This is a genomic window from Dyella sp. KRB-257 (assembly GCF_049445995.1).
GTDB lineage: Bacteria > Pseudomonadota > Gammaproteobacteria > Xanthomonadales > Rhodanobacteraceae > Dyella_A.
On sequence record NZ_JBMSDZ010000005.1, the window covers coordinates 47,972 to 73,368 of the forward strand.

Genomic DNA, 25,397 nt, shown 5'->3' on the forward strand with positions numbered 1-25,397 from the left:
AACCCGAACATGGTCACCGAAACCCGCAAAGTCGTGCACGAAACGGAAGTCGCGCGCCAGCATCCCAGAGTACGCATACCTGCCACCCTGCATATGGAGGCAGGCGGCCAGCAGCAGAGCTATCGGCTGTTCGACATCTCCGCTGGCGGCTTCAGCTTCGATGCGCACGGCGAAAACTACCGCGTCGGCCAAATCCACCGCGCGACACTGCGCTTCGCGATGGACCCGATGGGCCTGACCCTGCCGATCGCTTTCCGTGTCTGCAATGTCGATCCGCAGCACGGTCGAGTTGGTTGCGCGTTCGAGGATCTGGACGACCGCCAGATCGCATTGTTGCGGCAGGTGATCCATGCCTACATGGCCGGCGAGCTGGTCAGCGTTGGCGATGTACTGACCACGTTGTCGCGCAACAACTTCTCTACCCCGCGCAACGCCAAGGAAATTTCCCGACGGCAGCCGCAACGCGTGCGGCCGCGCGCAGTGACCATGACCGGGCTGCTTTTCCTGGTCGGCCTGGCCGCCTTCGCGTTCGCGTTCTCCAAGCTCTATGGCGTGATATTCGTCACTCACGCGGTGGCCGGCAAGGTAGCCGCGCCCAGCTTCGCCATCACCATGCCGCGCGACGGCACCTACTTCAGCCTGATCCCACCGGACGGCAAGGTTAAGAAGGGTCAGCCGCTGGGCACCTTCCAGGCTGCCATGCTGGATGTGGTGCAGAACGACCCAGGTTCGTTGCACCTCACCCCGCAGCAGCTCTCCGAGCTGATGGGCGAAACCCTCAAGGGCACGCTGTCCAGCCCGTGCAACTGCACGGTGGCGCAGAAGTTCGTGGTGGACTCGCAGTTCGTCAACCGCAACCAGCCGCTGGTACGGCTGCTGCCGGACGACGCCCAGCCGTACGTGCTGGCGCGCTTCCACTTCGACACCATGAGCGACATCCACATCGGCCGCACCGTCGCCTTCCACGTCAGCGGCGAGAGCCACGACCGCTACGGGCGCATCAGCAAGGTACGCCTGATGCCGAACCCAAACGCCGATGAGAAGAGCGGCCCCAATGATATGCAGGGACTGGTTACGAACGGCACCACCGCCGACGTGCTGACGCAGATCGAACCCAACGATCCGTTGCCTCGCGGGCTGATCGACCGCCCGGTCGACGTGCAGCTCGGCGATCCGCGCAACGACGTCGCCGGCATGGTCGGGCAGAGTGTGCGCCGCGTGCGCGAACTGGTCGCCAGCATCCGATGAGAACCGCGGGCGCCATCTGCACGCTGCTGGCCGCCGCGTTGTCGGTCGGTGCGGCGGCGCGTGCGCAGGATGCACCGGCCACCGCACGGACCGTGCCAGCCCGTGCAACCGGCACGCAGGTCGAAGGCGGCGGCATGCCCGACCTGGCGCGCGGCAAGCTGGCCATGCGCAACGGCGACGACGCCGAGGCGGAGGCCAATTTCCTGCCGCTGGCCCGGCACGGCTATGTCGAGGCGCAGCTGGCGCTGGCCAGCCTGTATGCGCGTCGGCACACCCCGCAGTCGGTGCAGGACGCGATCCACTGGTATCGGACCGCAGCGGTGAAGGCGCCGCTGCAGGCCGAGGTGCCGCTGGCGCGGCTGCTGCTGCAGCAGGACGCTCCGGAGCAGCTCGGCGAAGCGGATCAGCTGTTCACCCATGCGTGGGACGAGCGGCAGGATCCGGAAGCGCTGGCCGGTCTGATCGAGCTGTACGCGGGCAACCCCGCTTACGACACGCGCAAACGCATGCCGATGCTGGTCGCCCGGGCCGAGCAGCTCGACCAGCCGGTGACCAATGGCGCGTTGATCGCCTGGTACCGCAACACGCGCGACGTGCCGGGACACGGCGAGCGCCTGCTGGCGATGTGCCGCAAGTCGCTGGCCCTGGCACCGACCTGCTATGCGGACCTGTTGCGGGACATGCGCGCGCGCAACGACAAGCAGGGCATGCAGCGGATGGTCGCTGCGGCGATGTCGCAACTTGGCCAAGGTCTGCTGCCGCCAGAGACGGCGGCGAGCATCGTGCGTGCGCTGGTGGAGACCCCCGACGACGCCGACGCGGAAGGCGCGCCGGTGGCGGTATCCGACCAGCCCGAGAATGACGCGGACGAAATGGCACCCGCCGCGGCAACGCCGCCGCTCGGTCTGACCGGTGCCGCGCGGACTTGTGCGGAGAATCCGGTCGACGTCGCCAAGGTGGGTGGGAACGACAAAACCTCGCAGCTACCGCCGACCGCCATCAACGCGCAGACCGACCTGGCCGAGAACGTGGTCGCGCGGCTCGCCGATGGTTCGGTCGACGCGCGTGTGGAGGCCGCCGGACTGGTGGTGCGCTATCCGTTCCTGGCGCCGGATTTCGACGCCGAGACCGCGCTGCAGGCTGGGCAAAAGGCCGGCCTGCCGGACGCCGTGCTGTACCTGGGCGAGCTGTACCTGAAAGGCGACCGCGCCACCCGCGATCCGCGCAAGGCGCAGGACCTTCTGCGCCGCGCCGCACGCACGCCGGCCACCGCGCTCGATGCGCAGTACTACCTCGGCCGGCTGTACCAGTTCGGCTATCTCGATGAGGTGGCGCCGCGGCAGGCGGTCGATCACCTGCTGTATGCGGCGCGTCGCGGCTACGTCTCGGCGGACGGCGCGCTGGCCCGGCTCTATGCGTCCGGCAAGGGCGTGTGTCCGAACCACGTCTACGCCTACGTGTTCGCGCAGCTCGGCGGGCGCAATGGCGGCAGCAGCATTCGCCGGCTCGCCAGCCAGTTGAACGGCGCGCTGACCGCGCAACAGCGTCAGGCCGCGCAGAGCCTGTTGCGCGAAGAACAGGCGGCGCGACGGATGTTGCTGCCAACCCAGGCCGGCCTCGCCGAGGCCGGCCCGTCGAATCCATGAAGGAGACCGCCATGCGTACGTTTCCATTGACCGGATGTGGTGTCCTGCTGGCGCTGGCCGCCGTTCCCGCCGCGGCCACGCAGACCGACTACGCCTTGAAGGCCGACATGGGCGCCGTCGACGGGACCAACGGCGACCTCGGCCTGCTCGGCCGCGGCCATTCGCAGCAGGCCTACCTGGACGCCACGCCGTGGGCGCACTTCCAGTTCTCGCCGGCGTGGAGCGCGTTCGTCCGCGTGCGCCTGTTCGCGCCGACCGGCCGCGTGCAGACCGGGGCCAACGACAACAACAACGTCGGTCCGACCGACCAGACGTTCCTCGGGCTGAAGGAGGCCTGGGTCGACTACGCCGGCTTCCGTTACCCGGGTGAGTCGATCCGGCTGGGTCGCCAGCGCGTGCGCGAGGACGACGCGATGTACGTGGACCAGGACGTCGACGCCGTGCGCTGGATCTTCAACACCACCCTGGTGCAATCCGAGTTCGGCGTCGGCAAGGAGTTCAGCACGTACCGCACCGACAGCGTCGGCCTGCCGCCGGACCAGAAGCAGCGCACCTACGTGTTCGGCACGCTCGGCGGCGAGTGGCGCGCCTACCAGCGCTTCGGTGTGCGCACCATCTACGTCGACGATCACGGACAACTGCCGCCGCTGGGCGCGCCGACCGACCTCGGCACCAAGCTGACCTCGGCCAACCTGCTGTGGGTCGGCCTGTTCTTTCACAACCACTACTACGACGGCGCCGATGCGCCACCGCTGGCATACAACGCCTCGCTCAACTGGGTCCGCGGCCACCAGCGCACGGCACTGATCGACCCGGTCACCCGCGTGGTCGACGGCATGAGCAACCGCCATGTACGCGCCTGGGCGACCGACCTGGGACTGCGCTATCGACTGCCGATCGAGAAATTCCCGCTGCAGCTCGGCGCGGCCTACGTCTACAGCAGCGGCGGCCGCGGCGACAACCTGTCCACCCAGTACAGCCAGACCGGCCTGCAGAGCAATTACTCGCGCTTCACCGGTACCGATTCGCTGACCCAGCGCTTCACCGATGCCTATCGTGCCGAACTGGGCAACCTGAAGGTGTCCACTGCGTACGCCTCAGTCAACCTGGGGCGCTGGAACGCCAGCGTGATCTACAACCGCTTCAACCGCGTGCACAGCAGCGCGCCGGTCTACGTCGATGCCGTCAACATCGAGCCGGTGAATGACAACAGCTCGCTGGGCGAGGGCTACGACGTGATGCTCACGCGCTTCTTCGGCGGCAAGGTGGCGCATTCCGATCTGCTGTCCGGCGACGAGCCGGCCAGCTCGGTCCGCCTGCGCGGCTCGGTGTTTCATCCGGGCGCGGCCTATGCGGCCAACGCGCGCAATGAATACCGCGTGATGCTGGAGCTGGTGCTATGGCGCTGAGGTTTGCAAGCGTGCTGGCCATCGCGCTGCTGATCGGCGGCGGTGTGGGCTGGGCGGCGGCAGCGCCCGCGGCGCAGCATGCCCAAGGACATGCGAAGGCGAAGCCGGCACATGGCCACGACGTGGCCGACGGCAGCGACCAGACCGACGGCTCCGATGAGGATCATCCGGACGCGGACGTCGACGAGGCCGCCACCGCCACCGCACGGGTGAAATCCTATGTCGTCAGCGCCGGCTCGGCAAAGCCCCTGGACGCCTGGAAGCCGCCGAAGCTGCCCGACCTTTCCGGCTACACCGAAGCGGCGGTGATGCAGAAGCTGCGGCGCACGCCTACCGGGCGGGTGCACGTCGGCAGCATGTTCGGCCAGCCCGCCTTCAAGAACTTCATGGGCCGCGACGGCCGCATGCGCGAGTGGGCGCTGCGCCAGCGTTCGATGCCCAAGGTGATCTTCATCAGCGGCGGCTACGTGACCCCGAGCGACATGGCGCGCGCCTTGCCGAAGGAATATTTCGCGCAGACGCAGCCGGGCGTGTTCGTGGCGCGGCTGCCGATCCATGTGGAGCCTGGCGCAACGCTTCACATCGACCGCGAGGCGAAGGACTTCCGCCTGTCGCTGGATCGCGGCGCGTTCCTGATCAACGACGGCGACCTGTTCATCACCCACAGCCGGCTGGAAGGCTGGGACGAAGCGCACGACAAGCCGGCGTGGTTCGAGAGCGAGGATGATTTCCGGCCGTTCCTGCTGTCCTGGGGCGGCTCGCGTACCTACATCGTTCACAGCACGGTGGCGCACCTGGGCTACGCGGCGAGCAAGGCCTACGGCATCTCGATCAGCCAGTACAGCCCGTCGCTGGCGCCGATCCTCAAGCGCAGGGAGCCGACCGGCTGGCTGCTGGATTCGGAGTTCTTCGACAACTGGTTCGGCTTCTACTGCTACGAAGCCAGGGACGTGGTGATCCGTGGCAACACCTATCACCACAACATCAAGTACGGCATCGATCCGCACGATCGCTCGCACGGGCTGATCATCGCCAAGAACACCGTGCACGACACGCGAATCAAGCACGGCATCATCGTCTCGCGCGAGGTCACCAACAGCTGGATCATCGACAACAAGTCGTACGACAACGGCCTGTCGGGGATCGTGGTCGACCGCAGCAGCGTGCGCAACGTGATCGCGCTGAACAAGTCGTACCGCAATCACTCCGACGGCATCACCATCTACGAGAGCCCGAACACGCTGATCTGGCGCAACCTGGTGCTGGCCAACAACCGCCACGGCATCCGCGTGCGCAACAGCATTGAAGTGCAACTGCGCGACAACGTCGCGGTCGGCAACCAGTTGTCGGGCATCTACGGGCACATCAAGGATCTCAGCGACACCGGCCGCAACCTCAAGCTGGACCCATTCCAGCCGAGCATTTCGCTCACCGTGGTTGGCGGCAAGCTGGTGTCCAACGGCTCCGGGCCGGTGACTATCGACCAGCCACTGAGCCTGGAGCTCTACGACGTGGACCTGCTGGAGCCGCGCCGCGCGCTCGGCATCGACCTCAGCGGCGTGCTCGGCCGGCACCAGGAGAAGGTGCTGGACATCCTGGTGCGCCAGCGATTGCCGGTGGTGGTGAAACCGGTGTCGCTCGACGTCAGCTCGGCGGATCCGTGAGGGAGGACGTGCCATGGTCTTTTCCTCCAATGTGTTCCTGTTCCTGTTCTTGCCGCTGTTCCTGGCGGTGTACTACCTGACGCCCAACCGCGGGCGTGCGCGCAATCTGGTGGTGCTGATTGGCAGCTACGCGTTCTACGCGTGGTGGCGGGTGGATTTCCTGCTGCTGTTCGCCACGGTTACGGTGTGGAACTACCTGATCGGTCTGGCGATCGCGCGGCAGCCGCGGCGCAGCCGCGCGGCGCGCCTGCGGGTCGTGCTCGGCGTGGCCGGCAACCTGGCGACGCTGTGCTACTTCAAGTACGCCAACTTCGGCGTCTCCAGCCTCAACGAGGTGCTGGGCATGGCCGGCGCGGGGCAGGTGTCGTGGCTGCACGTGATTCTGCCGATCGGCATCTCGTTCTACATCTTCGAGTCGATCAGCTACATTGCCGACGTGTATCGCGGCGACACCGAGGCCACCCATCATCCGGTGGATTTCGCCACCTTCGTCGCGCTGTTCCCGCACCTGATCGCCGGCCCGGTGTTCCGCTACAAGGACCTCGCCGACCAGTTCGTGCAGCGCGAGCACAGCTGGCAGAAATTCGGCGAGGGCGCGATCCGTTTCATGCAGGGTTTCATCAAGAAGGTGCTGATCGCCGACTCGATCGCGCCACTGGCCAACGATGCCTTCGCGCTGACCCATCCGCACACCGCCGACGCCTGGCTGGGCGCGCTGGCCTACACCGCGCAGCTGTACTTCGACTTCTCCGGTTACAGTGACATGGCGATCGGCCTGGGCCTGATGATGGGCTTCCGCTTCGTCGAGAACTTCAACCAGCCGTACATCAGCCAGAGCATCACCGAGTTCTGGCGGCGCTGGCACATGAGCCTGTCGGCGTGGTTGCGGGATTACCTGTACATCGCGCTGGGCGGCAACCGCAAAGGCACGGTGAAGACCTACCGCAACCTGATGCTGACCATGCTGCTCGGCGGCCTGTGGCACGGCGCCAACTGGACTTTTCTGCTGTGGGGCGGCTGGCACGGGCTGATCCTGTGCGTGGAGCGTGCGCGCGGGGTGAAGGCGAGCGTGGAACGGTTCCGCTGGCATCGCTGGGCGCTGACCTTCCTGCTGGTGGTGCTGGGCTGGGTGATGTTCCGCGCCAACGGCGTCGGTGACGCGCTGCGTATCTACCGCGCGATGTTCGATTTCCACGGCGCCGGGCTGTCCGACGTCTACGCCGGCAGCATCACCTCGCTGCAGGTGGCGACCCTGCTGCTGGCGATCGTGGTAGCCGCGGCCACCGGCGCGGCCAGCCTGCGGCCGGCGCCGCTGCCGCCGGTGCGCGCGCACGGCCGGCTGGCGCTGCAGTGGCTGGTGTGGCCGGTGTTCGTGCTGGCGGTGCTCAAGCTGTCGGCGCAGAGCTATTCGCCGTTCCTGTACTTCCAGTTCTAGCGCCGCAGGTTTCCTGCGAGGACGAGGCATTCGATGCAAAGACCAGCGACCAGGCCGCAGACGGGGGAACGTGAGGCGTTGTCGTACCGGCCGCCGCTCGACATCGTCCGTGCGCGGCCGCGGCCGAAGCCGCGCCGCCTGCCATGGCCCGCCGCCGTCGCGCAGCGGCTGCGCGCGGCGTGGCTGCATGCGATGGGACCGGCGCACCGGGTGCTGGCGTGGAACGCTGTGCTGTTCCTCGCGCTGGTGCTGGTGCTCGGCATCGTCGGGCTGGCGCGTTCGCTCGATTTCCGAGCGAAGGACCACCCGGACGTATGGAAGGGCAAGCTCGCGCACGCCTTCGAGACACACTACGACAAACGTTTCCCGTTGAAGAACCTCGGCGTGAATCTCTGGGCCGCTGCCGACTACGAACTATTCGGCGAAGGCCGTCCCGGCGTCGTCGTCGGCCGGGACGGCTGGCTGTACACCGACGAGGAATTCAAGCTCGACAACGACTCGCCGGCGCTGGTCGTGCGCCATCTCGCGCTGATCGACTGGGTGCGCCGCACGCTGGCGCAGCGCCACGTCGCCTTGTTGGTGGTGGTGGTGCCGGCCAAGGCACGGGTGTACCCGGAACACCTCGGCCGGCGTCAGCCGCCCGCGCTGCATCGCAGGCTCTATGCGCAGGCGCTGGACACGCTGCACGCCGAAGGCGTTTCCGCGATGGGCCTGTTGCCGGTGCTGCTCGACGGCAAGCGGCAGCAGCCGACCTTCCTGCGCACCGACACGCACTGGACGCCGTACGGCGCACGGCAGGCGGCGCGGGCGATCGCCGCGCGCCTCAGCGACAGCGTCGACGCGACCGGCACGTTCCACACCGAGACGCTCGGCACGCAGGTGCATCGCGGCGACCTGTTCAACTTCCTGCCGCTGGATCCGTGGTTCGGCTCGCTGCTGCCGCCGCCGGACCAACTGCGGAAGGTGCGCACGATCGCCGACGCGCGCGGCGGCCTGCTCGGCGGCACGTCGACGCCCGCAGTGGCGCTGGTCGGCACCAGCTACAGCGCCGAACCGCAGTGGAATTTCGCCGGTGCGCTGGAGCAGGCGCTGCAGGCCGACGTGCTCAATTACGCGAAGGCCGGCGAGGGTCCGTTCACGCCGATGCTGGCCTATCTCGGCTCGGCCGACTTCCGCGTCGCGCCGCCGAAACTGGTGGTGTGGGAAGTGCCGGAGCGCTATCTGCCGCTCCCGCAGCCCACACTCGCCGCCTATCACCTGCCGCCGGACGCGTTCGCCGTCCATGCGGCGACCCCGGCCGCCAGCGGCGGCCTTTAGCCGGAGAAGGAGGTTCTTCCCGCCATGTTCAAGCCAATCCCTGAACGCCCCTCGCGGTCGCCGCGGCTGGTCCGCACCGCGCTCGCCGTGACCCTGCTCGGCAGCGTCACCATTGCCATGGCCGGCCTGTATCCGCCCGCGGCACCGCCGGGCTCGGCCTTCATCCGCGTGTTCAACGCGAGCAGCCAGCCGAAGGTGACGGCGCAGGTCGGCAGCAAGGACCTCGGCAGCATTGCGGCGATGGAGGCCAGTTCGTACCAGTTCCTGCCGCCGGGGCAGTACACGGTGAAGATCGGCGGCGCCTCGCAGGGCGCGCAGTTGCAGGGCTCGCACTGCTATACCGCCGTGCTGGAGGGCGGCAGCCAGGTGCACCTGTTCGACCAGCCGTGCTTCAACAGCCAGCTCAAGGCGCTGGTGGCGGTCTACAACATGATTGACGGCAGTACGCTGAGTCTGCGCACCGCCGACGGGCAAAAGGTGATCGATCAGGTCGCCGCCAATGCCAGCGGCGAGCGCGAGGTCAATCCGGTCAAGGCCAGCCTGGCCGTGTACGACGGCTCCGGCAAGCTGGCCGATGCCAAGCCGGTGACCTTGTCGCGCGGCAGCACCTACAGTCTGTTCGTCACCGGCACCCGCAGCAGTCCGGTGCTGATCTGGATCAACGGTTGAGGCGCGCCATGCGCAGGACGATCCATACGCTGCTCTCCGTCCTGGTCGCGCTGTCGGCCGGCACGTCGGCCGACGCGCGCACGCCGCCAGCCGATCCGGCGAACACGCCGGTGCCGGTGCCGACGCCGCTGAGCGCCAGAGCGCCGCACTACGAGGTCCAGCCGTGCTGCCAGCTGTGTCCGCTGGCTTCCAACCCGCAGGTCTATGCCGGCTCCAAGTTCCTCAACGATTTTCGCGTGCTGGTCGACGGGCGCGATGGCTGGCTGTTCCGTACCGGGCTGGATCTGACCACGCGCTTCGACGTGTCCGACGCCAGCATCGAACAGCTGCGCCGGCTCAGCGATGCGCTGCGCCGGCGCGGCACGCAGATCGTGATGATCTACCAGCCGCCGCGCGGACTGATGGATTTCGATGAACTGACCCCGAAGGAGCGGCGGCGCTACGACGTCGACGCGGCACGCCGAAACTATGCGCTGGCGTTGCAGCGCCTGCGCCGCGGCGGCGTCATCGTGCCGCCGCTGGACCAACTGGTGGACGAGCACAAGGGCTACGACTACTACTTCCGCCGCGACCACCACTGGACCGCCGCTGGCGCACAGCACACCGCCGAGGTGATCGCGCAGACGATGCGCCGGCTGCCCGGTTTCTCTTCGGTCCCGCGCAAGCAGTTCACCACCCGCAGCGACGGCGTGATCGGCAAGCCAGGCACGCTGCAGAAGGTCGCCTCGCAACTGTGCGGCGGCGGCTATTCGCTGCAGTACGAATCGGCGTTCGTCACCGAGCAGGAAGGCGGCGGCAGCCTGCTTGGCGACGAGACGCAGCCGGAGGTGGTGCTGGTCGGCACCAGCAACAGCGATACCAAGGGCGGCTACAACTTCCCTGGTTACCTGGAGCAGTACCTAGGCGTGGACGTGCTCGACGTGGCGATCACCGGCGGCTCGTTCGAGGGCTCGTTGCTGCATTACCTGGCGAGCAAGGAGTTCCAGCAGCATCCGCCGAAGTACCTGATCTGGGAGACGCCCTACCAGGATTACCCCAGCTCCGAGCATAACCCGTACAAGATCTACCGGCAGGCGGTGCCACTGGTGACCGGCGGCTGCCATGGCAAACCGGCGGTGCTGACGCGCACGGTGACCCTGCACCAGGGCAGCAACGACTTGCTGTTCAACGGCGGCGGCCGCATCCTGCCGCTGGTCGGGCGCGACTACCAGTTGGAGTTCCAGTTCAGCGACCCAGGCATCAAGGACCTCGACGCGCAGGTGCTCTACTTCAGCGGCTTGAAGGAGTCGCTGAAGCTGCACTTCAAGCAGTACGTGGACAACGGCGGGCGCTTCAATAGCGAGCTGCGCTCGGACCGGCCGGACTACGCCGCGGCGACGCTGATGGGCGTGACGCTGCAGATGGACCAAGCGCCGGCCAAGCCGCTGAGCGTGACCGCAACGGTGTGCCCACGGGCCGATACAGCGCCAGCGATGGCCGGTACGCAGAGGTGACGACGATGAGTGCTTCTTTCCGATGTCGCTGCGGGTGGCTGCTGGCGGCCGCACTGGGGTCGGCGCCACTGGGCGCGCAGGCGTCGCAGGCACTGGTGCCGCCGCCCGGTTACGACGCCGCTGTGGTGCACAAGCCGGACGACGATTTCGAATGCGAGCCGCCGCCGGCGCCGTACACCGGCACGCTCGATTTCCCCAGCAAATACCAGGGCTCGGGCAAGGCGCGGGATCAGTTCAACGCCAGTGCCAACGCCATCTACAAGGCGCGCAGCCAGCCGATAAGCCGGCTGGAAAAGGGCGTCGCCAAGATGGTCGACAAGTACATGCGTACCGGAACGCCGGCAACGCTGGAATGCGTGGTCGGCTGGTACGCCGCCTGGGCCGATGCGAACGCGCTGCTGGGTCCGTCCACCTCGTACTCCGGCAAGGCGATGCGCAAGTGGGCGCTGGCCAGCCTGAGCGGATCGTTCCTGCACCTGCAGTTCTCGCGCTCGCAGCCGCTGGCCGCGTATCCGGCGCAGACGCAGCGGATCAAGGACTGGCTCGACCGCGTCGGTGACAAGGTGCAGACCGAGTGGGATCTCACCTCACCGCGCAAGAAGATCAACAACCACTTCTACTGGGCCGCATGGGCGATCATGGCGACCAGCGTGGTGGAGAACCGCCGCGACGAGTTCGACTGGGCGATGAAGGTCTACCGCATCTTCGCGGACCAGGCCGATGCCGACGGCTACCTGCCGAACGAACTGAAGCGGCAGACGCGCGCGCTGGGCTACCACAACTTCGCGATCACCCCGATCGCGATGATCGCCGCCTTCGGCAAGGCCAATGGCGTCGACCTGGCCAGCGAGGGCAACGGTGCGCTAACGCGCGTGGCCCGACGCACCCTGCAGGGCATCGCCGATCCGGCCGTGTTCGCCGCCAGGAGCGGCGGCTTCAAGCAGGAACTGGAGAACGTCCGCAAGCAGCCCACCGAACTGGCATGGCTGGAGCCGTACTGCTGGACCGTCCACTGCGGGGGCGATATCGCGCGCAAGGCCGATTCGCTGCGCCCCATGAAGAACACCCGGCTGGGTGGCAACGTCACCGCCGTGTTTCATCTGGGGAAGTGAGCAGGCACGCGCATCGACGCGTCATCGGGTACGCGCTGCACGTGCCCGACGTGGTCGCCCTCCCGCAGCGGTGTCGAACGGCGGTGCACGCTCTCGATGGCGCGCCGAGCAGCGCGCCACGGCGAAGGATGCGGATGCGCTGAAGGCCTGCCGCACTCCGATTCGCGACGGTTCGGCCTGGGACAGGCCAGGATGCGGGAGCACGGCGCTTGCCGTTTACGCGGTCATGTCAACGCCGGCATTAGTCTGAAGGCTTCGCCCATACTTGACTCTGGACCAACATCAAGGGTCTAGAGTGACGGCATGAACACACCCGCCTCTCTCACCATCGGTGCCGTCGCCAAGCGCGCCGGGGTTCCCATCGACACCATCCGCTACTACGAGCGCGAGGGCCTGCTGCCCGAGCCGTTGCGTCGTGCGTCGGGCTATCGCAGCTACGGCGAGGGCGCGGTGACGCAGCTGCGCTTCATCCGCCGCGCCAAGGCGCTGGGCTTCACGCTGGAAGAAATCCGCGACCTGCTGGCGCTGTCCGCCGATCGCCGGCGCGGAGTGAAGGCGGTGAAGAAGCGCGCCGAGCAGCGGTTGGCGGCGATCGAGACACGCATCGCCGAGCTGCAGCGGGTGCGCGATGGGCTGGTGGAACTGGTGGCTTCGTGTCCCGGCCATGGCGCGCCGGAGCATTGCCCGATCCTGCGCGCGCTCAACGACGAGGAGAACGTCTGATGGAATATGCAGCCTCCTGCTGCCACGGCGGCACTCCTTCCGCCACGGCCATCGACCCAGTTTGCGGCATGACGGTAGACCCGCACACCACGAAGCACCGCGCGGAGCACGAGGGGCACACCTACTACTTCTGCTCCGCGCGTTGCCGCGAGAAGTTCGTGGCCGATCCGGCGGCCTGTCTGGGCGAGCGCAAGAGCGCGCCGCCGGCGCCGGCGGGCGCGATCTACACCTGTCCGATGCACCCGGAGGTGCAGCAGGTCGGCCCCGGCGATTGCCCCAAGTGCGGCATGGCGCTGGAGCCGATGATGCCGACGGCCGACGAGGACGACGGCGGCGAGCTGAAGGCGATGGCGCGCCGTTTCTGGACGCTGGTGGTGCTGACCGTGCCGGTGCTGCTGGTGGCGATGGGGCCGCATCTGTTCGGCTGGCACCTGCCGTCGCCGTGGGATCGCGTGGCGGGATGGATCGAGGCGTTGCTGTCGAGCGTGGTGGTGCTGTGGGGCGGCGCGCCGTTCTTCCGGCGCGGCTGGAATTCGCTTGGGCTCGCGCCGGTGCCGCGGGCGGCTCGCGCCGGAGGCGGCCTCGCTGTGGAGCAAGGAAGAGCGAGTGAGCGTATGTCGATACGCGATCGAGCGATGACGCCGCACCACGGCGAGGCCGCCCCGGCCCGCAGGGCGGCAGAGCCGCGCGAGGCGTCCGCGGCGCCGGCGCGAGCCCACCGACCCTGGTCGCCCAACATGTACACGCTGATCGCGCTGGGCACCGGCGTGGCGTGGGGGTACAGCGCGGTGGCCTTCCTCGCGCCGGGGCTGTTCCCGGCGAGTTTTCGCGGCGTGCACGGGCAGGTGGCGGTGTACTTCGAGTCGGCGGCGGTGATCGTCACGCTGGTGATGCTGGGCGACTTTCTCGAACTGCGCGCGCGCCGGCGCACCGGCGAGGCGCTGAAGGCGCTGCTCGGGTTGGCGCCGAAAACCGCCCATCGCGTGGATGCGGACGGCCGCGAAGCCGATGTGCCGCTGGACGCGGTGCAGCCGGGCGACGCGCTGCGCGTGCGGCCGGGCGAAAAGGTGCCGGTGGACGGCAAGGTGCTGGAGGGCGAAAGCCACGTTGACGAATCCATGCTCACCGGCGAGCCGATGCCGGTGGCGAAGGCAGCCGGCGCGCCGCTCACCGGCGGCACGGTCAACCAGGATGGCAGCGTGCTGATGCGTGCCGAGAAGGTGGGCAGCGAAACGGTGCTGTCGCAGATCGTGGCGCTGGTGGCCGCGGCCCAGCGCAGCCGCGCGCCGCTGCAGCGCGTGGCGGACCAGGTGGCGGCGTGGTTCGTGCCGGCGGTGGTCGGCTCGGCGGTGCTGGCGTTCGCGCTGTGGGCGTGGCTGGGGCCGGACCCGAAGCTGGCGCACGCGCTGATTGCCGCGGTGTCGGTGCTGATCATCGCCTGTCCCTGTGCGCTGGGGCTGGCCACGCCGATCTCGATCATGGTGGCCAGCGGCCGCGGCGCGCACCTGGGCGTGCTGTTCAAGGATGCCGGCAGCATCGAGGCGATGCGCGACATCGACACGCTGGTGGTGGACAAGACCGGCACGCTCACCGAAGGCAGGCCGACCCTGCGCGAGCTGCTGCCGCTGGGCGGGCGCTCGCACGGGACGTTGCTGCGCTTCGCCGCCGCGCTGGAAGCGCCGAGCGAGCATCCGCTGGCGCGCGCCATCGTGCAGGCGGCCGGAGCGCGGGCGCTGCCGTCGGTCGAGGATTTTCGCAGCGTGACCGGGCAGGGCGTGCAGGGCCTCATCGACGGCCAGGCGGTGGCGCTGGGCAACGCGGCCATGATGCGGGCGCTGTCGGTCGAGCTCGATGCGGACACCGCCGCGCGCGCCGACGCGCTGCGTGGCGACGGCGCCACGGTGATGTACCTCGCCATGGACGGTGCGTTAGCCGCGCTGCTGGCCGTGGCCGACCGCCTCAAGGACGGCGCGGCCGACGCCATCCGCCGGCTGCATGCGGACGGACTGCGGCTGGTGATGCTCACCGGCGACCACGCCCTGAGCGCGCAGGCGGTGGCGCGCGAATTGGGCATCGACGAAGTGCACGCCGAGGTGTCGCCGGCCGATAAGGCGGACGTGGTGCAGTCGCTGAAGAAGGACGGTCGCCGGGTGGCGATGGCCGGCGACGGCATCAACGACGCCCCCGCACTGGCCGCGGCGGACGTCGGCATCGCCATGGGCACCGGCACCGACGTGGCGATGGAAAGCGCGCAAGTGACGCTGGTGAAGGGTGACCTGGCCGGCATCGTGCGGGCACGCGCGCTGTCGCGTGCCACCGTGCGCAACATCCACCAGAACCTGTTCTTCGCCTTCATCTACAACGCGGTCGGCGTACCGCTGGCGGCTGGCGCGCTGTATCCGTGGCTGGGCTGGATGCTGTCGCCGATGATCGCCGCGCTGGCGATGAGCTTCAGCTCGGTGTCGGTGGTGAGCAACGCGCTGCGGCTGCGGCGGGTGGCGCTGTAACTGGCGTGCCAGCGGCCTTTCTGCTGACGTTGTTTCACCTCCAAGATACCGCGATCGATCACGTTCTCGGGTTTTTGGGCGATGGAGCAGCGATGACCGGCCTGCATGCGCAGCAAGACGTATCCCGGCATGGGCGGGCGGCAAGGTGTTCTACCACGCGTGCTGGTACGCCGCGCCCTGGCTCCCCCTGGGCGGAACGTGGCGGGGGGACTCCGCGCGTGCACGCCCCGGCGCCATCTTCCCCGGTCAGGTCGGCGCACCACGCCGGGCGGCTCCGCGCTCAGTGCGCCTGCTCGCCGCAGTCCGACGGGGACGGTTCGGCCCAGCGCAGCGCGTGCACGTCGAAGTGGTGTTCCAGCAACGGCTTGACGATGAGGAAGTACGGCGAGATGTCGAAGTCGCGCGGCGTGTACAGGCGCGAGCTGCGGATGTGCAGGATCTCGCGGCGGGCGCGGCGGACGTCCTGGCGCGGGCGATCGTGCGATTCGATGCGCGGGAGAATGGGGTAGCGCACCTTCTGGAAGGCGTCGGCGATCAGCGACGAGCAGATCGCGCGCGTGGGGTCGCCGCTGCCCAGCGCCAGCAGCCGGCGCCGCCAGTGGCCCGGCACAGGCGGCGTGGGCAGCAGGTAGCGCAGCAGGTCGATGATGTTGCGCATGTCGTACTGTTGCCCGATGCGGCGGGTCGCGTGCTCGATCAAGGTACCGATCTCCGCCGCGGTCAGCCCCACCGGGCGACAGATGCGCGTGTGCATGCCGCGATAGGCCTCCAGCGCGACCGCGCGTACGCCTTCGCGCACGTCCGCCTCGACCAGCACGTGCACGCCCAGTTCGGGATGACTGGCCCGCAGCGCGTGGCCCACGTACAGGGCCGCATGCGACCAGCTGGACTGGGTGAGGTATTTGATGGCGGTGCTGAAGCGGCTGCTGCCTTCCACCAGCAGCACATCGCCCGGACGCAGCGTGGCGCGCAGCAGTTCGAAACGGCTGGTGCCCACGTGCGTTTCCGAGGCACGCGGCTTGGACAGGAAGTCCGCGAGGCGGCGGCCGAGCCAGGCCATGGGATGGAACACGGGGGCGCTCCGGCGATGGAATAGGCCGAGCATAGGCAAACCGGCACCGTCGTGCATCGGCGCGGTCGCCGTCGCCGCCGTGACGCGAATCATGGCGGAGATCCGGGTCGGCCCTGCCAGCGATCGCTGGCGCGTGGAGCAGGCCGTGCAGGCATTGCGGCAACTGGTCGGCGGCCGAGGCGGCGGCATCGCCCCGGTGGTTTGCCGTGCCGCCGGGGCGTGCAGCGATCGTGTGCCCGGCCGGATGAGGGTCGACCCTGGCAGGCTGCGCTGAAGCCAGCGCGCGGGTCAGCCGGGCATGCGCAGCGCCTCCGGCGGCGGTTGCAGCACGAAGGCGCGCTGGATGTCCGCGTACAGCTCGCGCTGTCCGCTGAAGGGCAGCCGCGCGATGGCCTCGTCAAACGACAGCCACGTGTGGTCGTCGTGCTCGTGGTTGAGGCGGACCTCGACACCGGCGTCGACCAGCGCCACGAAGGCCGGCACCACGGCGATGCATTCCTCGCGCGCGTCGTAGAACGTCTCGCAGCGGTCGGCCGAATACAGGCTGGCGGCGCGCAGGCCGGTTTCCTCGTGCAGTTCGCGCCGCGCCGCCTGCCAGGCGGTTTCGCCCGCTTCGAGGTGTCCGGCCACGTAGGTCCACAGGCCGTGCAGGTGCGCTCTGGCGCGGTGCACGAGCAGGGTGCGCGCGTGCCCGCCGCGGCCGCGCACGACCACCACCGAAACCATCGAGCAGCGCAGGGGAAGGTCCGGCATCGCGGTTCTCCGTGGGCAGCGGCTTACTTCGCCTCGAGCGCCTTCACCGCGGCCAGCGTCTCTTCCACGTGCTTGTCCGGATTGAGCGCCGAGTAGACGTGGGTGATCTTGCCGTTGGGGGCGATCACGTAGGAGGTGCGGTCCGACCAGCCCGGGCGCATCAGCAGCGTGGCGTCGTATTTTCTGGCGATGACGGCGCCCTTGTCGGCGGCCACCGGGAACTTGCCGCCGCAGTGCTCGGTTTCCGCGGAGAAGGCCGCCAGCTGGTCGAGATTGCCGGCGGTGACGCCGATCACCGTGGCGTGCAGCGCCTTGAACTGGTCGATCGCCTGGGAGAACAGATGCGCCTCCACATTGCAGCCGGAGGTGTGCGGGGCGGGGAAGAAATACACCACCACCGGGCCGTTCTTCAGCGCATCGGCGAGCCTGAAGGTGAACGGCTTGCCGGCCAGGTAGGCGGGCAGGGTGAAATCCGGGGCCTGCGCACCTTCCTTCAGCACGGCCGAGGCCGGGGTGGAGAGCGTGGCGGCGCCGGCCAGGGCGAAGGCGAAGGCGGCGAACTTGGCAGGGAATCGCATGGGTGGGCTCCGAGCGGGGAATTTGCAAACCGTGGTTATACGCCAGAGCCATGGCGAGGGATGTACACCGCCTCGTGTTGCCGGCAGGTCAGCCCGCTGGCAGCGGCGGGCGGAGCCGGCGCTGCCAGCGATACAGCTTGAGGATGAGATCCGCGGCGACGAACAGCATGACCAGCCCCAGGCCGGCCCGCGCGCCCTCGTCGGCGGCCGCCGCCTGGAAGATGGCGCCCCCGGCGAGCCACCAGCCGAGCAGGGCCAGCCACGCGATATCGAAACCCAGCTCTAGCCAGCGCGTCGTCGCCGACCAGCGTCCCCGGGAGAGCACGCCGGCGAGCAGGGCGAAGTTGCCCAGCCACAGCACCAGTACCGGCCAAGCGCGGCTTTCAAGGAACTCCGGCGCGAACGCGAACCGCTGCGGCCAGGGCTGCGGCATCACCCGCACGATCCACGGCAGGGCGACCATGCAGGCCACGCCCACGGCGAAGCCGGCCAGGCCGAAGGCCATCGCTGCGCGATTCACCCGGTCCGGATCGACCACGCGCGGTCGCCAGTTATCGCGCGTCACTCCGGTCTGGCGCAGCCAGGCCGCCGCCAGCGCGCTCATCGCCAGAAAGCCGGGCCACCAGAGCGCGCCCAGGCCCCAGCTGAACCACCACGTCACCAGCGGCTGATCCTGGAAGACGCGCGGCAGGGTCAGCGCCCATTGCAGTGCGATGCCCACCAGCGACATCACCGCGAACGAGCGGCTCTGTTCGGCCGGGATGATCAGCATGCCCGGTGGCCGGTAGCGCGCAGCCACGTCGGCCGGGGTGCCGAACGACTGCAGCATGGCCAGCACTTGTGCATCGGTCGGGACCTCGCCGGCGCTGCGCCCGGCGAGCATTTCGGCCAGCAGGCCGCGCAGTTCCAGTCCGATCTCGCGGCGGTCCCTGCGCGGCAGGCGCCGCATGACGTCCGCCACGTATGCCTCGATCACGTCGTTCGCATTCATGTCCCATCCCCTTGCAGAAGTCCGGCCATGGTCCCCACGAGCGAGTTCCAGCTGGCGGTCAGTTCGGCGAGCAGCGCCTCGCCGGCGTCGTTGAGTCGGTAATAGCGACGCGGCGGGCCTTCCTCGATGCGCCATTCGGAAGCCAGCAGACCCTGGCTCTCCAGGCGGCGGAGCAGCGGATAGAGCGTGCCTTCCTCGATGGTCATGCCGCGCTGAGCCAGGGCCTGGCGCAGCGAGTAGCCGTACTGCGCCTGGCGCAATTGGGTGAGCACGGCCAGCACCAGGGCGCCGCGGCGCAACTCGAGTTCCAGCTTCGCGGTGGTGGATTCGCGGGCATTGGCCATGCATCACCTCGTAACGTGTGCCGAAATGTACTGTGTGATACACAGTTAATCAACAGTCGTTCGCCATCCGCGGCGCTAAGGTCTGCACGGCAGTGGGTTCGTGGTGGGAAAGTCCGACGGTGCCGGGTCAGCGGCGCGTGGCGAAGACGCCGTCCTGCGCGAAGTGTGCGTCGAAACCGGCCTGTGCCAACCCTGCGCATTGCGCGAAAAAAGGAAAGCCCCCGTGCGGGGGCTTTCCTGGGGTCAGGCGGCGCGATCGATCAGTGACCGTCCGATCAGCGACTGTCCGATCAGTGACCGTCGCTGCCGACCTGCGCGTCCACGTTGCCGCCGGCCTGAGCGGAGGCCGAGGCGCCGCTGCGGCTGACCGAGCCGCTGACCTGCGCGTTGCCGGAGGCGGACACGCCGTTGCCACCGTTCGCGCTGGACGACCCCACCGCACTGCCGCTGGCATTGGCACCGATGCTGCCGTTACCCATCGCGCCAGCCCGCGAGACGGCGGACCTGGCCTTGTCCAGGCCCTGCCGGCCTGCCGTGGCCGCCACGCCGGTGGCGCGATCCAGGCCGTTGGACACGCGCTGGCGCGTGCTGGCGGCGGTGTTGCGACCCTGTGCGGCGGCGCTGGCGGCGGCCTGCTGGGCCGTGCCGCGAATCGCGCCGACGTCGCTGCCGTTCATGGCGCTGCCGACCACGTCCGCGCCGCCGGACGCCATGCCGCTGGCACGGCCCGAGACGGCCTGGCTGTCGATCGCGCCGGAGGCGTTGGCGGCACCGTTGACGGCGCCACTGGCGCTGCCGGTCGGTACGCGGCTGGTGGCGCGATCGAGTGCGCTGCCGGCAATGGATGTGCCCTTCTCGGCCGCCTGCGAGGCGTGGCTCTGTATGGCGGTCCTGGCGCGATCCAGACCGTGGGTGGTGCGGTCGGTCACGCCACGGGCACGCGGGCCGATCTGATCGATGACGTGCGGGGTCGGCGCGTCGAGTCGACCGGCGAGGCCGCCGTTCAACGCACCGCCGATCACCTGCGCATGCAGCGTGGCCGTGGAGGCCAGGGCGAGCGCACTGGCGATCAGGGTCGAGCGAAGGGGACTGAGCGAACGGTTCGAGAGCTTCATGGTGGGACCTCCGGCCGGCGGGGAATCCGCGGCTTCCAGCGTCCAGTACGTCGTGGCGCGAAGCATCCTTCCCGGCCGCTCCGGTCGTATTGCGGAGCGGTTCAGTCTTGCGGCACAAGCAGGCCGTAGCCGTAGCGCGTGTCGCGCCCCGGGCGGCCGAGATCGATCGCCTCACCGGCCAGTTGCCGCATCACCTCGGCGGCGGCACCGGGATGCGCCGCCGGCACATGGCGGGCGGCACGCCGGGCGACGATGGGCGAGGCGAACGAGGTGCCGCGCAGTGCATCGCGTCCGTCGCGTCCGTCGCCCACCACGCCCAGCGCACAGAAGGCCACCTGCGGGCCGGCGCCGGATTCGGGCAGCACGTGTCGCCGGCCATCCACGCCGCTGACGCCGATCACCCCGGCATAGGAGGCCGGATACAGCGGCGGTGCGGCCGGCCCCTCGTTGCCGACGGCGGCGACCAGCACGTGGCCGCGATCGATCATCGCCTGCACCGCGCGCGCCAGCAGCGGGTTGTCCGGTCCGACCAGGCTGATGTTGATCACCGGCACGTGCTCGCGGTCCATCCACGCCAGCGCGTCGATCAGGGTGGAGGTGGCGCCGCCGACGGCGTCGCCGCACCACAGGTCGGCGACATACAACTGGTCGCTGTCGCCGGCCACCAGACGCGAGGCGACCACCGTGCCATGGCGCGAGGCCACTGACCGGGCACAGCCGTGCGTAACGATGCGGGCGTGCGCCAACGATGGATCACTGCCGTCCACACCGCCGTCGATGAGGCCGATGCGCAGGTCGCCTTCGCGGGGCGTCGCGGTGTTCGTGGTGGCGGCGGTCGGCGCGGTGCCGGCGGTCGTCGCTCCAGCCGACAGATACAGATGCTGGTAGGTGAAGGCCGCGCCCGGCGCGTGTCGCTGCAAGGCGCGCAGCGCCTGCGCCTCGCCGCGACGGCGCGTGTCGCGCACGATCGCCATGCCCAGGCCAAGGTTGTCCGTGTCCGGCGGCGCGCGCTCGACGGTGAATCCCTCGCGCTGCAGGTCGGCGATCTGCGCGGTGGTCAGTCCGGTGGCAAGAAATTCGCCGCGCAGCACCGGGTCGCCGTGCGGGTCCAGGGCCACCCGCTGCGACGGGTCGCGCAGCAGCGCGCGGATCTGCAGCGTGCGCGGGATATGGGTGGTGGTGGCACGCAGCAACTCGTCGATCCGCGGGGTCTTCACGCGGGCGGCCACGTCGACGTTCGCCGGCAGGCGTACCGGCAGGGCGGGCGGCTTGGGCAGCGGATGGCCGCCGAGCAGTTGCGCGCGCGCGGCCGTCGTCGCGGCCAGCGCGGCGCAGGCCATGCAACACAACCAGGACAGGCGCAGGCGGGGCATCGAGCGGTCCGGACAGCCAGGAGCGGCACGGATGCTAGCATCCGCAAAATTTACCCTGCCGCACTGCGCGGTGACGGGAAATGGAAGGATCGGCCGCGCTCGAACGTCATGTCATCAGATACCCGTGATTCCCAACAGACGGTGCGTGATGGACTGCTCGCAATTCTGCCGCGGCTGCGGCGACTGGCCCGGGCGCTCGCCGGACACGTCGACGACGCCGACGATCTTGTGCAACTGGTGCTGGAGCGTGCCTTGAGCCGCGCCGACCAGTGGCGGCCGGACGGTGCGCTGGACAAGTGGGTGTTCGCGATCGCGCGCAACGCCTGGCGCGACGAGCTGCGCTCGCGCGGCCGCACGCAGGCCGTGTTCCTGCCGGAGGAGGCGGGCATGGCGACGGTCGACGACAGCGTCGCCCCGCCGGTCGAGCAACTCGCCGTGGCTGCCGCCATGGCGGCGCTGCCGCCGGAGCATCGCGAAGTGGTGGCCCTGGTGCTGGTGGAAGGACTGTCCTACGCCGAGGCTGCCGAACTGCTCGACGTGCCGGTCGGCACCGTCACCAGCCGGTTGGCGCGTGCACGCGCCGCACTGCAAAACCATCTTGGATCCGAGGCATGAACCCGATCGACGACGACACCCTGCAGGCCTACGTGGACGGCCAGCTCGACGCCGAAGCCACCGCGCGCATCGACGCATTGCTGGCGACCGATCCGCTGCTCGCCGCGCGCGTGCAGCGCGAGCGCGCGCTGCGTGCCGCGCTGCGCGGGGCCTTCGATCCGGTGCTGGACGAGCCGATCCCTGCGCGGTTGGCGGCGCTGCTGCAGGCGCCGGTGGCCGAAGCGCCTCTCGTCTCGGTGACCGCACTGCCTGCGCGCCGCCCGCCTCGTCGCTGGGCGATGCCCGCGCTGGCGATGGCCGCCTCGATCGCCGCGCTGGCGGTGCTGCTGTGGCAGTCCTCGGCGCATGACCTGGTGCGCCTGCGCGATGGCGAGACGTTTGCCGGCGGCGCGTTGTCGCGCGCGCTGGACGACCAGCTCGCCAGCGCCCCCGAGCCCGGCGCGCCGATCACTGTCGGCCTCACCTTCCGCGCGACCGACGGCCGCATCTGCCGCAGTTTCGTGCGGCACGCCGCGCCGGCACGGGCCGGGCTGGCCTGCCACGACGAGCAGGGCTGGCAGGTGCCGGTGGTGGTGCCGGTGGGCGTGCCGGCCGAGGGCGACATGCGCCAGGCCGCCAGCGCGCTGCCGCCGGCCGTGCAGCGGGCGATCGACGCGCGCCGGCAGGGCGACGTGTTCGATGCCAGCCAGGAGCGCGCCGCGCGCGCCGCGGGCTGGCGCTGACCGAGCCGTGGGCGTTCACCGCCGCTGCCCGGCGCGCTCCATGCTCAGCACCGCGTGGCGAGCACGCCATCGAGCGCGAGCTGCGCCTTGAAGCCGGCTTTTTCCAGCCGCCTGGCCACCTCGCGCGGCACGTCGCGGCCGCTGGTGAGCTTGTTCGGGCTGCCGGTGTAGTGGAACAGCCGGCCGCCCCGGCGCAGCACGCGGGCGAGTTGATCGTAGAAAGCCCGCGAGTACAGCTCGCCGGCGATGCCGAAGCGCGGCGGATCGTGCAGCAGGGCATCCACCGAGGCGTCGGCGATCCGCGCGATCGCCTCGGACACGTCGGCATGGGCGAGCTGCAGGCGACCGCCGTGCTCCGGCGCGTCCGGGTCGGGCGACCACGGATTGAGCGTACGCAGCCACAGCACGTCGGCGTTCTTCTCGAACGACTGGATGCGGGCCACGCCGGCGTCCAGGCAGCAGGCGGCGAAATAGCCGAGGCCGCCGCAGGTGTCGAGCACGGATTTTCCGTGCGGTTCGACCAGCGCCACCTTGCGGCGCGCATCCTCGTACGGCGACTCCTTCGATGTCGGCAGCATCTTGATGCCGTCGATCTCGAACGTGGGTGCGCCCCACTCGGTGGGCACCAGCTTGATCAGCGAACCGGAGAAGCGCATCACCGGCGCGAATTCCTCGCCGTCCCACCAGTAGACCGTGCGCTCCTTGAGCTTGCCGGGGTACGGGTAGCGCTGGCCGCGCCAGTGCCAGGCGTCGGCGTCGAGCACGGCCTCGTCACTGGAGCGGCCCAGATCCAGCGAGCCCTGCCACGACGCGGCGCCGCGGCGGGCGGCGTCGAGCAGGGCCGCGCCGGTGTCGTGGGTCAGCAGGGGGCCGGTGTAGTGCGCCAAGAAGGACTCCGGGGCCGATAAGCTCGGCACGTGGCAAGGCGGGAGGGGCCGGCATGGTAGCCCAGGCTGCGCGACGGCACGGGCGCGTGTTGTGATGGTCAGGATGCTAAGGGGCACGGATGGGCAAGCGTCTACGGATTGCGGTGGTGGGCTACGGCAGCGGCGGCCAGGCAGCGGCGCTGCTGCTGTCGCGCGATGGTCATGCGGTGGAGGTGTTTGAGCGGGTGCCGCATCCGGGCCCGGTCGGCGCGGGCTTCCTGCTGCAGCCGATCGGCCTGCATGTGCTGTGGGAGCTGAGCCTGCTCGATGCGGTGCTGGCGCACGGAATGCCGATCACCCGCCTGTTTGGCGAAACCGCGGGCGGACGTGCGGTGATGGACATGCGCTATGCCGAACTGGATCGCCGCCTGTGCGGCGTGGGCCTGCAGCGCGGTGCCTTGTTCCAGTTGCTGAATGCCGCGTGGCAGTCCGGGCGGTGTCTGCACGCCGGCTGCGCCATCGTGCAGGTCGATGCCGAGAGAGGGCGGCTCGTCGACGATGCGGGGCAGGTGCATGACGGCTTCGACCTGATCGTGGTGGCTGATGGCTCGGCTTCGGCGCTGCGCGCGCAGGTCGCGCCCGCGGCGTTCGATCGACCGTATTCGTGGGGCGCGCAGTGGTGCCTGGTGGAGCAGGCGCACTGGCCGTGGCCAGGCGAATTGCGCCAGCGCTACGTGGGTGCACGCCGCATGGCGGGCATGCTGCCGGTGGGCACGCGCCCGGATGATCCGGTGCCAAGGATGAGTTTTTTCTGGAGCAGCTGGAGGCGCAGCTCGCTGCGTCACGGAGCGGCAGTGACGAGGTGTCACGTGGATCCTGCCGCGGCGAGGTCAACGGCTTCTGACGCCGCGAGCGGCATGAGGCGCGCCCTTGCACCGACATTCGTCGGGACTTGTCGACGCCAGCTTTGACACCTCCTGCGCGCATCGACATGTACGGGCACGCGCCCAGCGAGAAAGCCGTCTTCCGTGCGGACCACTTCGCTCGTCCACCCACCTGCCTGGCGCCGGAGGCGATGGCGCGTGCCCTGGCAGTCCAGCCTCAGCGCAGCAACATCGGCGGATCGAGCCGGCGCATCGCTGCCAGCGTGCGCACCAGTTCGCGGTAGCTGGCGGCGAGCTGTTCGTAGAGCGCGGCGGTGGCGCGGCGGCCGACGTCGGCCACGCCCTGGTAGGCGGCGCGGCCGATGTCGATGTAGTAGCCCACGCTGACGCGGCGGCGTTCGGCCACGTCGGGGAACAGGCCGGCGACGAGCAGGCAGCGGTCGCCGACGTCGCGCAACGCGTCGCCGCGCGCGGTGCCGACCAGTTCGAGCGCGTCGAGCCAGTCCACGCCGTGGGTGTGCGCGAGCAGCTGTGCGTCGCGCTGGAAACGCAGCAGCACGAACACCAGATAGCTCTCGCGCGTCTCGTCGAGCGGATGGCCGGCGCGCTGGCCGGCCTCCTGCACCAGTGCCTGCCACAACTGCATCGGCGTGCCATGCTGAAACCTGTCGATCATGTCGTCCACCCTCTCGGTCGTCGACGATGCCAGCCCAAGAGCGTGGGCCGTAGAAATCTTTGGGCTGCGATTGTGCTCTCATCCATAGGCTGCGCCTCTCGTCGGGCTTACATAGTATGACTATGCGTACCCTCCGATAGACGCATCCTATGGCGATAGCCTAATCTCGCTATCCAAAGTTTCTA

At 69.3% G+C, this 25,397-nt stretch carries 22 protein-coding genes and 1 pseudogene; 14 read left to right on the forward strand and 9 right to left on the reverse strand.

Annotated features, from left to right (window positions below):
• Positions 1–9: 9 nt before the first annotated feature.
• The 11 genes from ACO2Q2_RS05190 to ACO2Q2_RS05240 all read left to right on the forward strand — a co-directional run bounded on the left by ACO2Q2_RS05190 (position 10) and on the right by ACO2Q2_RS05240 (position 15,223).
• On the forward strand, positions 10–1,248 hold the full coding sequence (locus tag ACO2Q2_RS05190; RefSeq protein ID WP_423254717.1) for a PilZ domain-containing protein: 1,239 nt from the start codon (positions 10–12) through the stop codon (positions 1,246–1,248).
• Positions 1,245–2,894 carry a hypothetical protein gene (locus ACO2Q2_RS05195; RefSeq protein WP_423254718.1) on the forward strand — a complete coding sequence of 550 codons (1,650 nt, stop codon included), beginning with the start codon at positions 1,245–1,247 and terminating at the stop codon, positions 2,892–2,894. Before ACO2Q2_RS05190 ends, ACO2Q2_RS05195 begins: the two co-directional genes overlap by 4 nt.
• Before the next feature lie 11 nt (positions 2,895–2,905).
• Positions 2,906–4,303: an alginate export family protein gene (locus ACO2Q2_RS05200; RefSeq protein WP_423254719.1), complete on the forward strand. Its 1,398-nt coding sequence runs from the start codon at positions 2,906–2,908 to the stop codon at positions 4,301–4,303.
• Complete coding sequence (gene algG / locus ACO2Q2_RS05205) at positions 4,294–5,967, forward strand: mannuronan 5-epimerase AlgG (protein WP_423254720.1); 1,674 nt, start codon at positions 4,294–4,296, stop codon at positions 5,965–5,967. Before ACO2Q2_RS05200 ends, algG begins: the two co-directional genes overlap by 10 nt.
• Positions 5,968–5,980: 13 nt before the next feature.
• Complete coding sequence (locus ACO2Q2_RS05210) at positions 5,981–7,402, forward strand: MBOAT family O-acyltransferase (RefSeq protein ID WP_423254721.1); 1,422 nt, start codon at positions 5,981–5,983, stop codon at positions 7,400–7,402.
• Between the two features lie 33 nt (positions 7,403–7,435).
• Complete coding sequence (locus tag ACO2Q2_RS05215) at positions 7,436–8,719, forward strand: alginate O-acetyltransferase AlgX-related protein (RefSeq protein WP_423254722.1); 1,284 nt, start codon at positions 7,436–7,438, stop codon at positions 8,717–8,719.
• Between the two features lie 24 nt (positions 8,720–8,743).
• A complete protein-coding gene (locus ACO2Q2_RS05220; protein ID WP_423254723.1) occupies positions 8,744–9,388 on the forward strand; it encodes an alginate O-acetyltransferase AlgF in 645 nt (214 codons plus the stop codon).
• A gap of 8 nt (positions 9,389–9,396) precedes the next feature.
• On the forward strand, positions 9,397–10,881 hold the full coding sequence (locus ACO2Q2_RS05225; RefSeq protein ID WP_423254724.1) for an alginate O-acetyltransferase: 1,485 nt from the start codon (positions 9,397–9,399) through the stop codon (positions 10,879–10,881).
• Between the two features lie 5 nt (positions 10,882–10,886).
• Positions 10,887–11,993 (forward strand): mannuronate-specific alginate lyase, encoded by a 1,107-nt coding sequence (locus ACO2Q2_RS05230; RefSeq protein WP_423254725.1) that lies wholly within the window; start codon positions 10,887–10,889, stop codon positions 11,991–11,993.
• Positions 11,994–12,296: 303 nt separating this feature from the next.
• Positions 12,297–12,716 (forward strand): heavy metal-responsive transcriptional regulator, encoded by a 420-nt coding sequence (locus ACO2Q2_RS05235; protein ID WP_423254726.1) that lies wholly within the window; start codon positions 12,297–12,299, stop codon positions 12,714–12,716.
• Positions 12,716–15,223: a heavy metal translocating P-type ATPase gene (locus tag ACO2Q2_RS05240; protein ID WP_423254727.1), complete on the forward strand. Its 2,508-nt coding sequence runs from the start codon at positions 12,716–12,718 to the stop codon at positions 15,221–15,223. The genes ACO2Q2_RS05235 and ACO2Q2_RS05240 overlap by 1 nt, the downstream gene beginning before the upstream one ends.
• 280 nt (positions 15,224–15,503) lie before the next feature.
• Here ACO2Q2_RS05240 and ACO2Q2_RS05245 read toward each other — a convergent pair whose 3' ends face one another.
• From ACO2Q2_RS05245 to ACO2Q2_RS05275, 7 genes are all read right to left on the reverse strand, one after another.
• Positions 15,504–16,295 (reverse strand): YiiX/YebB-like N1pC/P60 family cysteine hydrolase, encoded by a 792-nt coding sequence (locus ACO2Q2_RS05245; RefSeq protein WP_423254728.1) that lies wholly within the window; start codon positions 16,293–16,295, stop codon positions 15,504–15,506.
• Between the two features lie 288 nt (positions 16,296–16,583).
• Positions 16,584–17,048, reverse strand: a complete 465-nt coding sequence (locus tag ACO2Q2_RS05250; protein WP_423254729.1) for an NUDIX hydrolase — start codon at positions 17,046–17,048, stop codon at positions 16,584–16,586.
• A gap of 23 nt (positions 17,049–17,071) precedes the next feature.
• Positions 17,072–17,626, reverse strand: coding sequence for a peroxiredoxin (locus ACO2Q2_RS05255; RefSeq protein WP_423254730.1), 555 nt, complete (start codon positions 17,624–17,626; stop codon positions 17,072–17,074).
• An 88-nt stretch (positions 17,627–17,714) separates the two neighbouring features.
• Positions 17,715–18,617 (reverse strand): HAAS signaling domain-containing protein, encoded by a 903-nt coding sequence (locus ACO2Q2_RS05260; RefSeq protein ID WP_423254731.1) that lies wholly within the window; start codon positions 18,615–18,617, stop codon positions 17,715–17,717.
• The gene (locus ACO2Q2_RS05265) at positions 18,614–18,961 is read right to left on the reverse strand and encodes a PadR family transcriptional regulator (RefSeq protein ID WP_423254732.1); all 348 of its coding nucleotides are present in this window, start codon (positions 18,959–18,961) and stop codon (positions 18,614–18,616) included. Before ACO2Q2_RS05265 ends, ACO2Q2_RS05260 begins: the two co-directional genes overlap by 4 nt.
• Positions 18,962–19,251: 290 nt before the next feature.
• Complete coding sequence (locus ACO2Q2_RS05270; RefSeq protein WP_423254733.1) at positions 19,252–20,076, reverse strand: hypothetical protein; 825 nt, start codon at positions 20,074–20,076, stop codon at positions 19,252–19,254.
• A 101-nt stretch (positions 20,077–20,177) separates the two neighbouring features.
• Positions 20,178–21,449, reverse strand: coding sequence for a S8 family serine peptidase (locus ACO2Q2_RS05275; RefSeq protein WP_423254734.1), 1,272 nt, complete (start codon positions 21,447–21,449; stop codon positions 20,178–20,180).
• A 108-nt stretch (positions 21,450–21,557) separates the two neighbouring features.
• Between ACO2Q2_RS05275 and ACO2Q2_RS05280 the strand changes: the two genes are divergently transcribed.
• Both ACO2Q2_RS05280 and ACO2Q2_RS05285 read left to right on the forward strand, forming a co-directional pair.
• Complete coding sequence (locus tag ACO2Q2_RS05280; RefSeq protein WP_423254735.1) at positions 21,558–22,064, forward strand: RNA polymerase sigma factor; 507 nt, start codon at positions 21,558–21,560, stop codon at positions 22,062–22,064.
• Positions 22,061–22,786, forward strand: a complete 726-nt coding sequence (locus tag ACO2Q2_RS05285) for an anti-sigma factor family protein (RefSeq protein ID WP_423254736.1) — start codon at positions 22,061–22,063, stop codon at positions 22,784–22,786. The genes ACO2Q2_RS05280 and ACO2Q2_RS05285 overlap by 4 nt, the downstream gene beginning before the upstream one ends.
• Positions 22,787–22,830: 44 nt before the next feature.
• Here the strand turns inward: ACO2Q2_RS05285 and ACO2Q2_RS05290 are convergent, their stop codons facing one another.
• Positions 22,831–23,673: a class I SAM-dependent methyltransferase gene (locus ACO2Q2_RS05290; protein WP_423254737.1), complete on the reverse strand. Its 843-nt coding sequence runs from the start codon at positions 23,671–23,673 to the stop codon at positions 22,831–22,833.
• Between the two features lie 119 nt (positions 23,674–23,792).
• On the opposite strand from ACO2Q2_RS05290, the pseudogene ACO2Q2_RS05295 reads away from it, so the two are divergent.
• A pseudogene (locus ACO2Q2_RS05295) lies at positions 23,793–24,470 on the forward strand (FAD-dependent oxidoreductase); the annotation flags it as partial.
• A gap of 283 nt (positions 24,471–24,753) precedes the next feature.
• Here the strand turns inward: ACO2Q2_RS05295 and ACO2Q2_RS05300 are convergent.
• A complete protein-coding gene (locus ACO2Q2_RS05300) occupies positions 24,754–25,212 on the reverse strand; it encodes a hypothetical protein (protein ID WP_423254738.1) in 459 nt (152 codons plus the stop codon).
• Between the last annotated feature and the right edge of the window lie 185 nt (positions 25,213–25,397).

What these genes read in the sequence shown, in the direction of transcription:
- ACO2Q2_RS05300 (WP_423254738.1), bottom strand. Translation starts at nt 25,212, where the DNA reads ATGATCGACAGGTTTCAGCATGGCACGCCGATGCAGTTGTGGCAGGCA.
- ACO2Q2_RS05230 (WP_423254725.1), top strand. Translation starts at nt 10,887, where the DNA reads ATGAGTGCTTCTTTCCGATGTCGCTGCGGGTGGCTGCTGGCGGCCGCA.
- ACO2Q2_RS05225 (WP_423254724.1), top strand. Translation starts at nt 9,397, where the DNA reads ATGCGCAGGACGATCCATACGCTGCTCTCCGTCCTGGTCGCGCTGTCG.
- ACO2Q2_RS05215 (WP_423254722.1), top strand. Translation starts at nt 7,436, where the DNA reads ATGCAAAGACCAGCGACCAGGCCGCAGACGGGGGAACGTGAGGCGTTG.
- ACO2Q2_RS05270 (WP_423254733.1), bottom strand. Translation starts at nt 20,076, where the DNA reads ATGAAGCTCTCGAACCGTTCGCTCAGTCCCCTTCGCTCGACCCTGATC.
- ACO2Q2_RS05260 (WP_423254731.1), bottom strand. Translation starts at nt 18,617, where the DNA reads ATGAATGCGAACGACGTGATCGAGGCATACGTGGCGGACGTCATGCGG.
- ACO2Q2_RS05195 (WP_423254718.1), top strand. Translation starts at nt 1,245, where the DNA reads ATGAGAACCGCGGGCGCCATCTGCACGCTGCTGGCCGCCGCGTTGTCG.
- ACO2Q2_RS05255 (WP_423254730.1), bottom strand. Translation starts at nt 17,626, where the DNA reads ATGCGATTCCCTGCCAAGTTCGCCGCCTTCGCCTTCGCCCTGGCCGGC.
- ACO2Q2_RS05280 (WP_423254735.1), top strand. Translation starts at nt 21,558, where the DNA reads ATGTCATCAGATACCCGTGATTCCCAACAGACGGTGCGTGATGGACTG.
- ACO2Q2_RS05210 (WP_423254721.1), top strand. Translation starts at nt 5,981, where the DNA reads ATGGTCTTTTCCTCCAATGTGTTCCTGTTCCTGTTCTTGCCGCTGTTC.
- ACO2Q2_RS05250 (WP_423254729.1), bottom strand. Translation starts at nt 17,048, where the DNA reads ATGCCGGACCTTCCCCTGCGCTGCTCGATGGTTTCGGTGGTGGTCGTG.
- ACO2Q2_RS05220 (WP_423254723.1), top strand. Translation starts at nt 8,744, where the DNA reads ATGTTCAAGCCAATCCCTGAACGCCCCTCGCGGTCGCCGCGGCTGGTC.
- ACO2Q2_RS05275 (WP_423254734.1), bottom strand. Translation starts at nt 21,449, where the DNA reads ATGCCCCGCCTGCGCCTGTCCTGGTTGTGTTGCATGGCCTGCGCCGCG.
- ACO2Q2_RS05200 (WP_423254719.1), top strand. Translation starts at nt 2,906, where the DNA reads ATGCGTACGTTTCCATTGACCGGATGTGGTGTCCTGCTGGCGCTGGCC.
- ACO2Q2_RS05240 (WP_423254727.1), top strand. Translation starts at nt 12,716, where the DNA reads ATGGAATATGCAGCCTCCTGCTGCCACGGCGGCACTCCTTCCGCCACG.
- ACO2Q2_RS05190 (WP_423254717.1), top strand. Translation starts at nt 10, where the DNA reads ATGGTCACCGAAACCCGCAAAGTCGTGCACGAAACGGAAGTCGCGCGC.
- ACO2Q2_RS05265 (WP_423254732.1), bottom strand. Translation starts at nt 18,961, where the DNA reads ATGGCCAATGCCCGCGAATCCACCACCGCGAAGCTGGAACTCGAGTTG.
- ACO2Q2_RS05235 (WP_423254726.1), top strand. Translation starts at nt 12,297, where the DNA reads ATGAACACACCCGCCTCTCTCACCATCGGTGCCGTCGCCAAGCGCGCC.
- algG (WP_423254720.1), top strand. Translation starts at nt 4,294, where the DNA reads ATGGCGCTGAGGTTTGCAAGCGTGCTGGCCATCGCGCTGCTGATCGGC.
- ACO2Q2_RS05285 (WP_423254736.1), top strand. Translation starts at nt 22,061, where the DNA reads ATGAACCCGATCGACGACGACACCCTGCAGGCCTACGTGGACGGCCAG.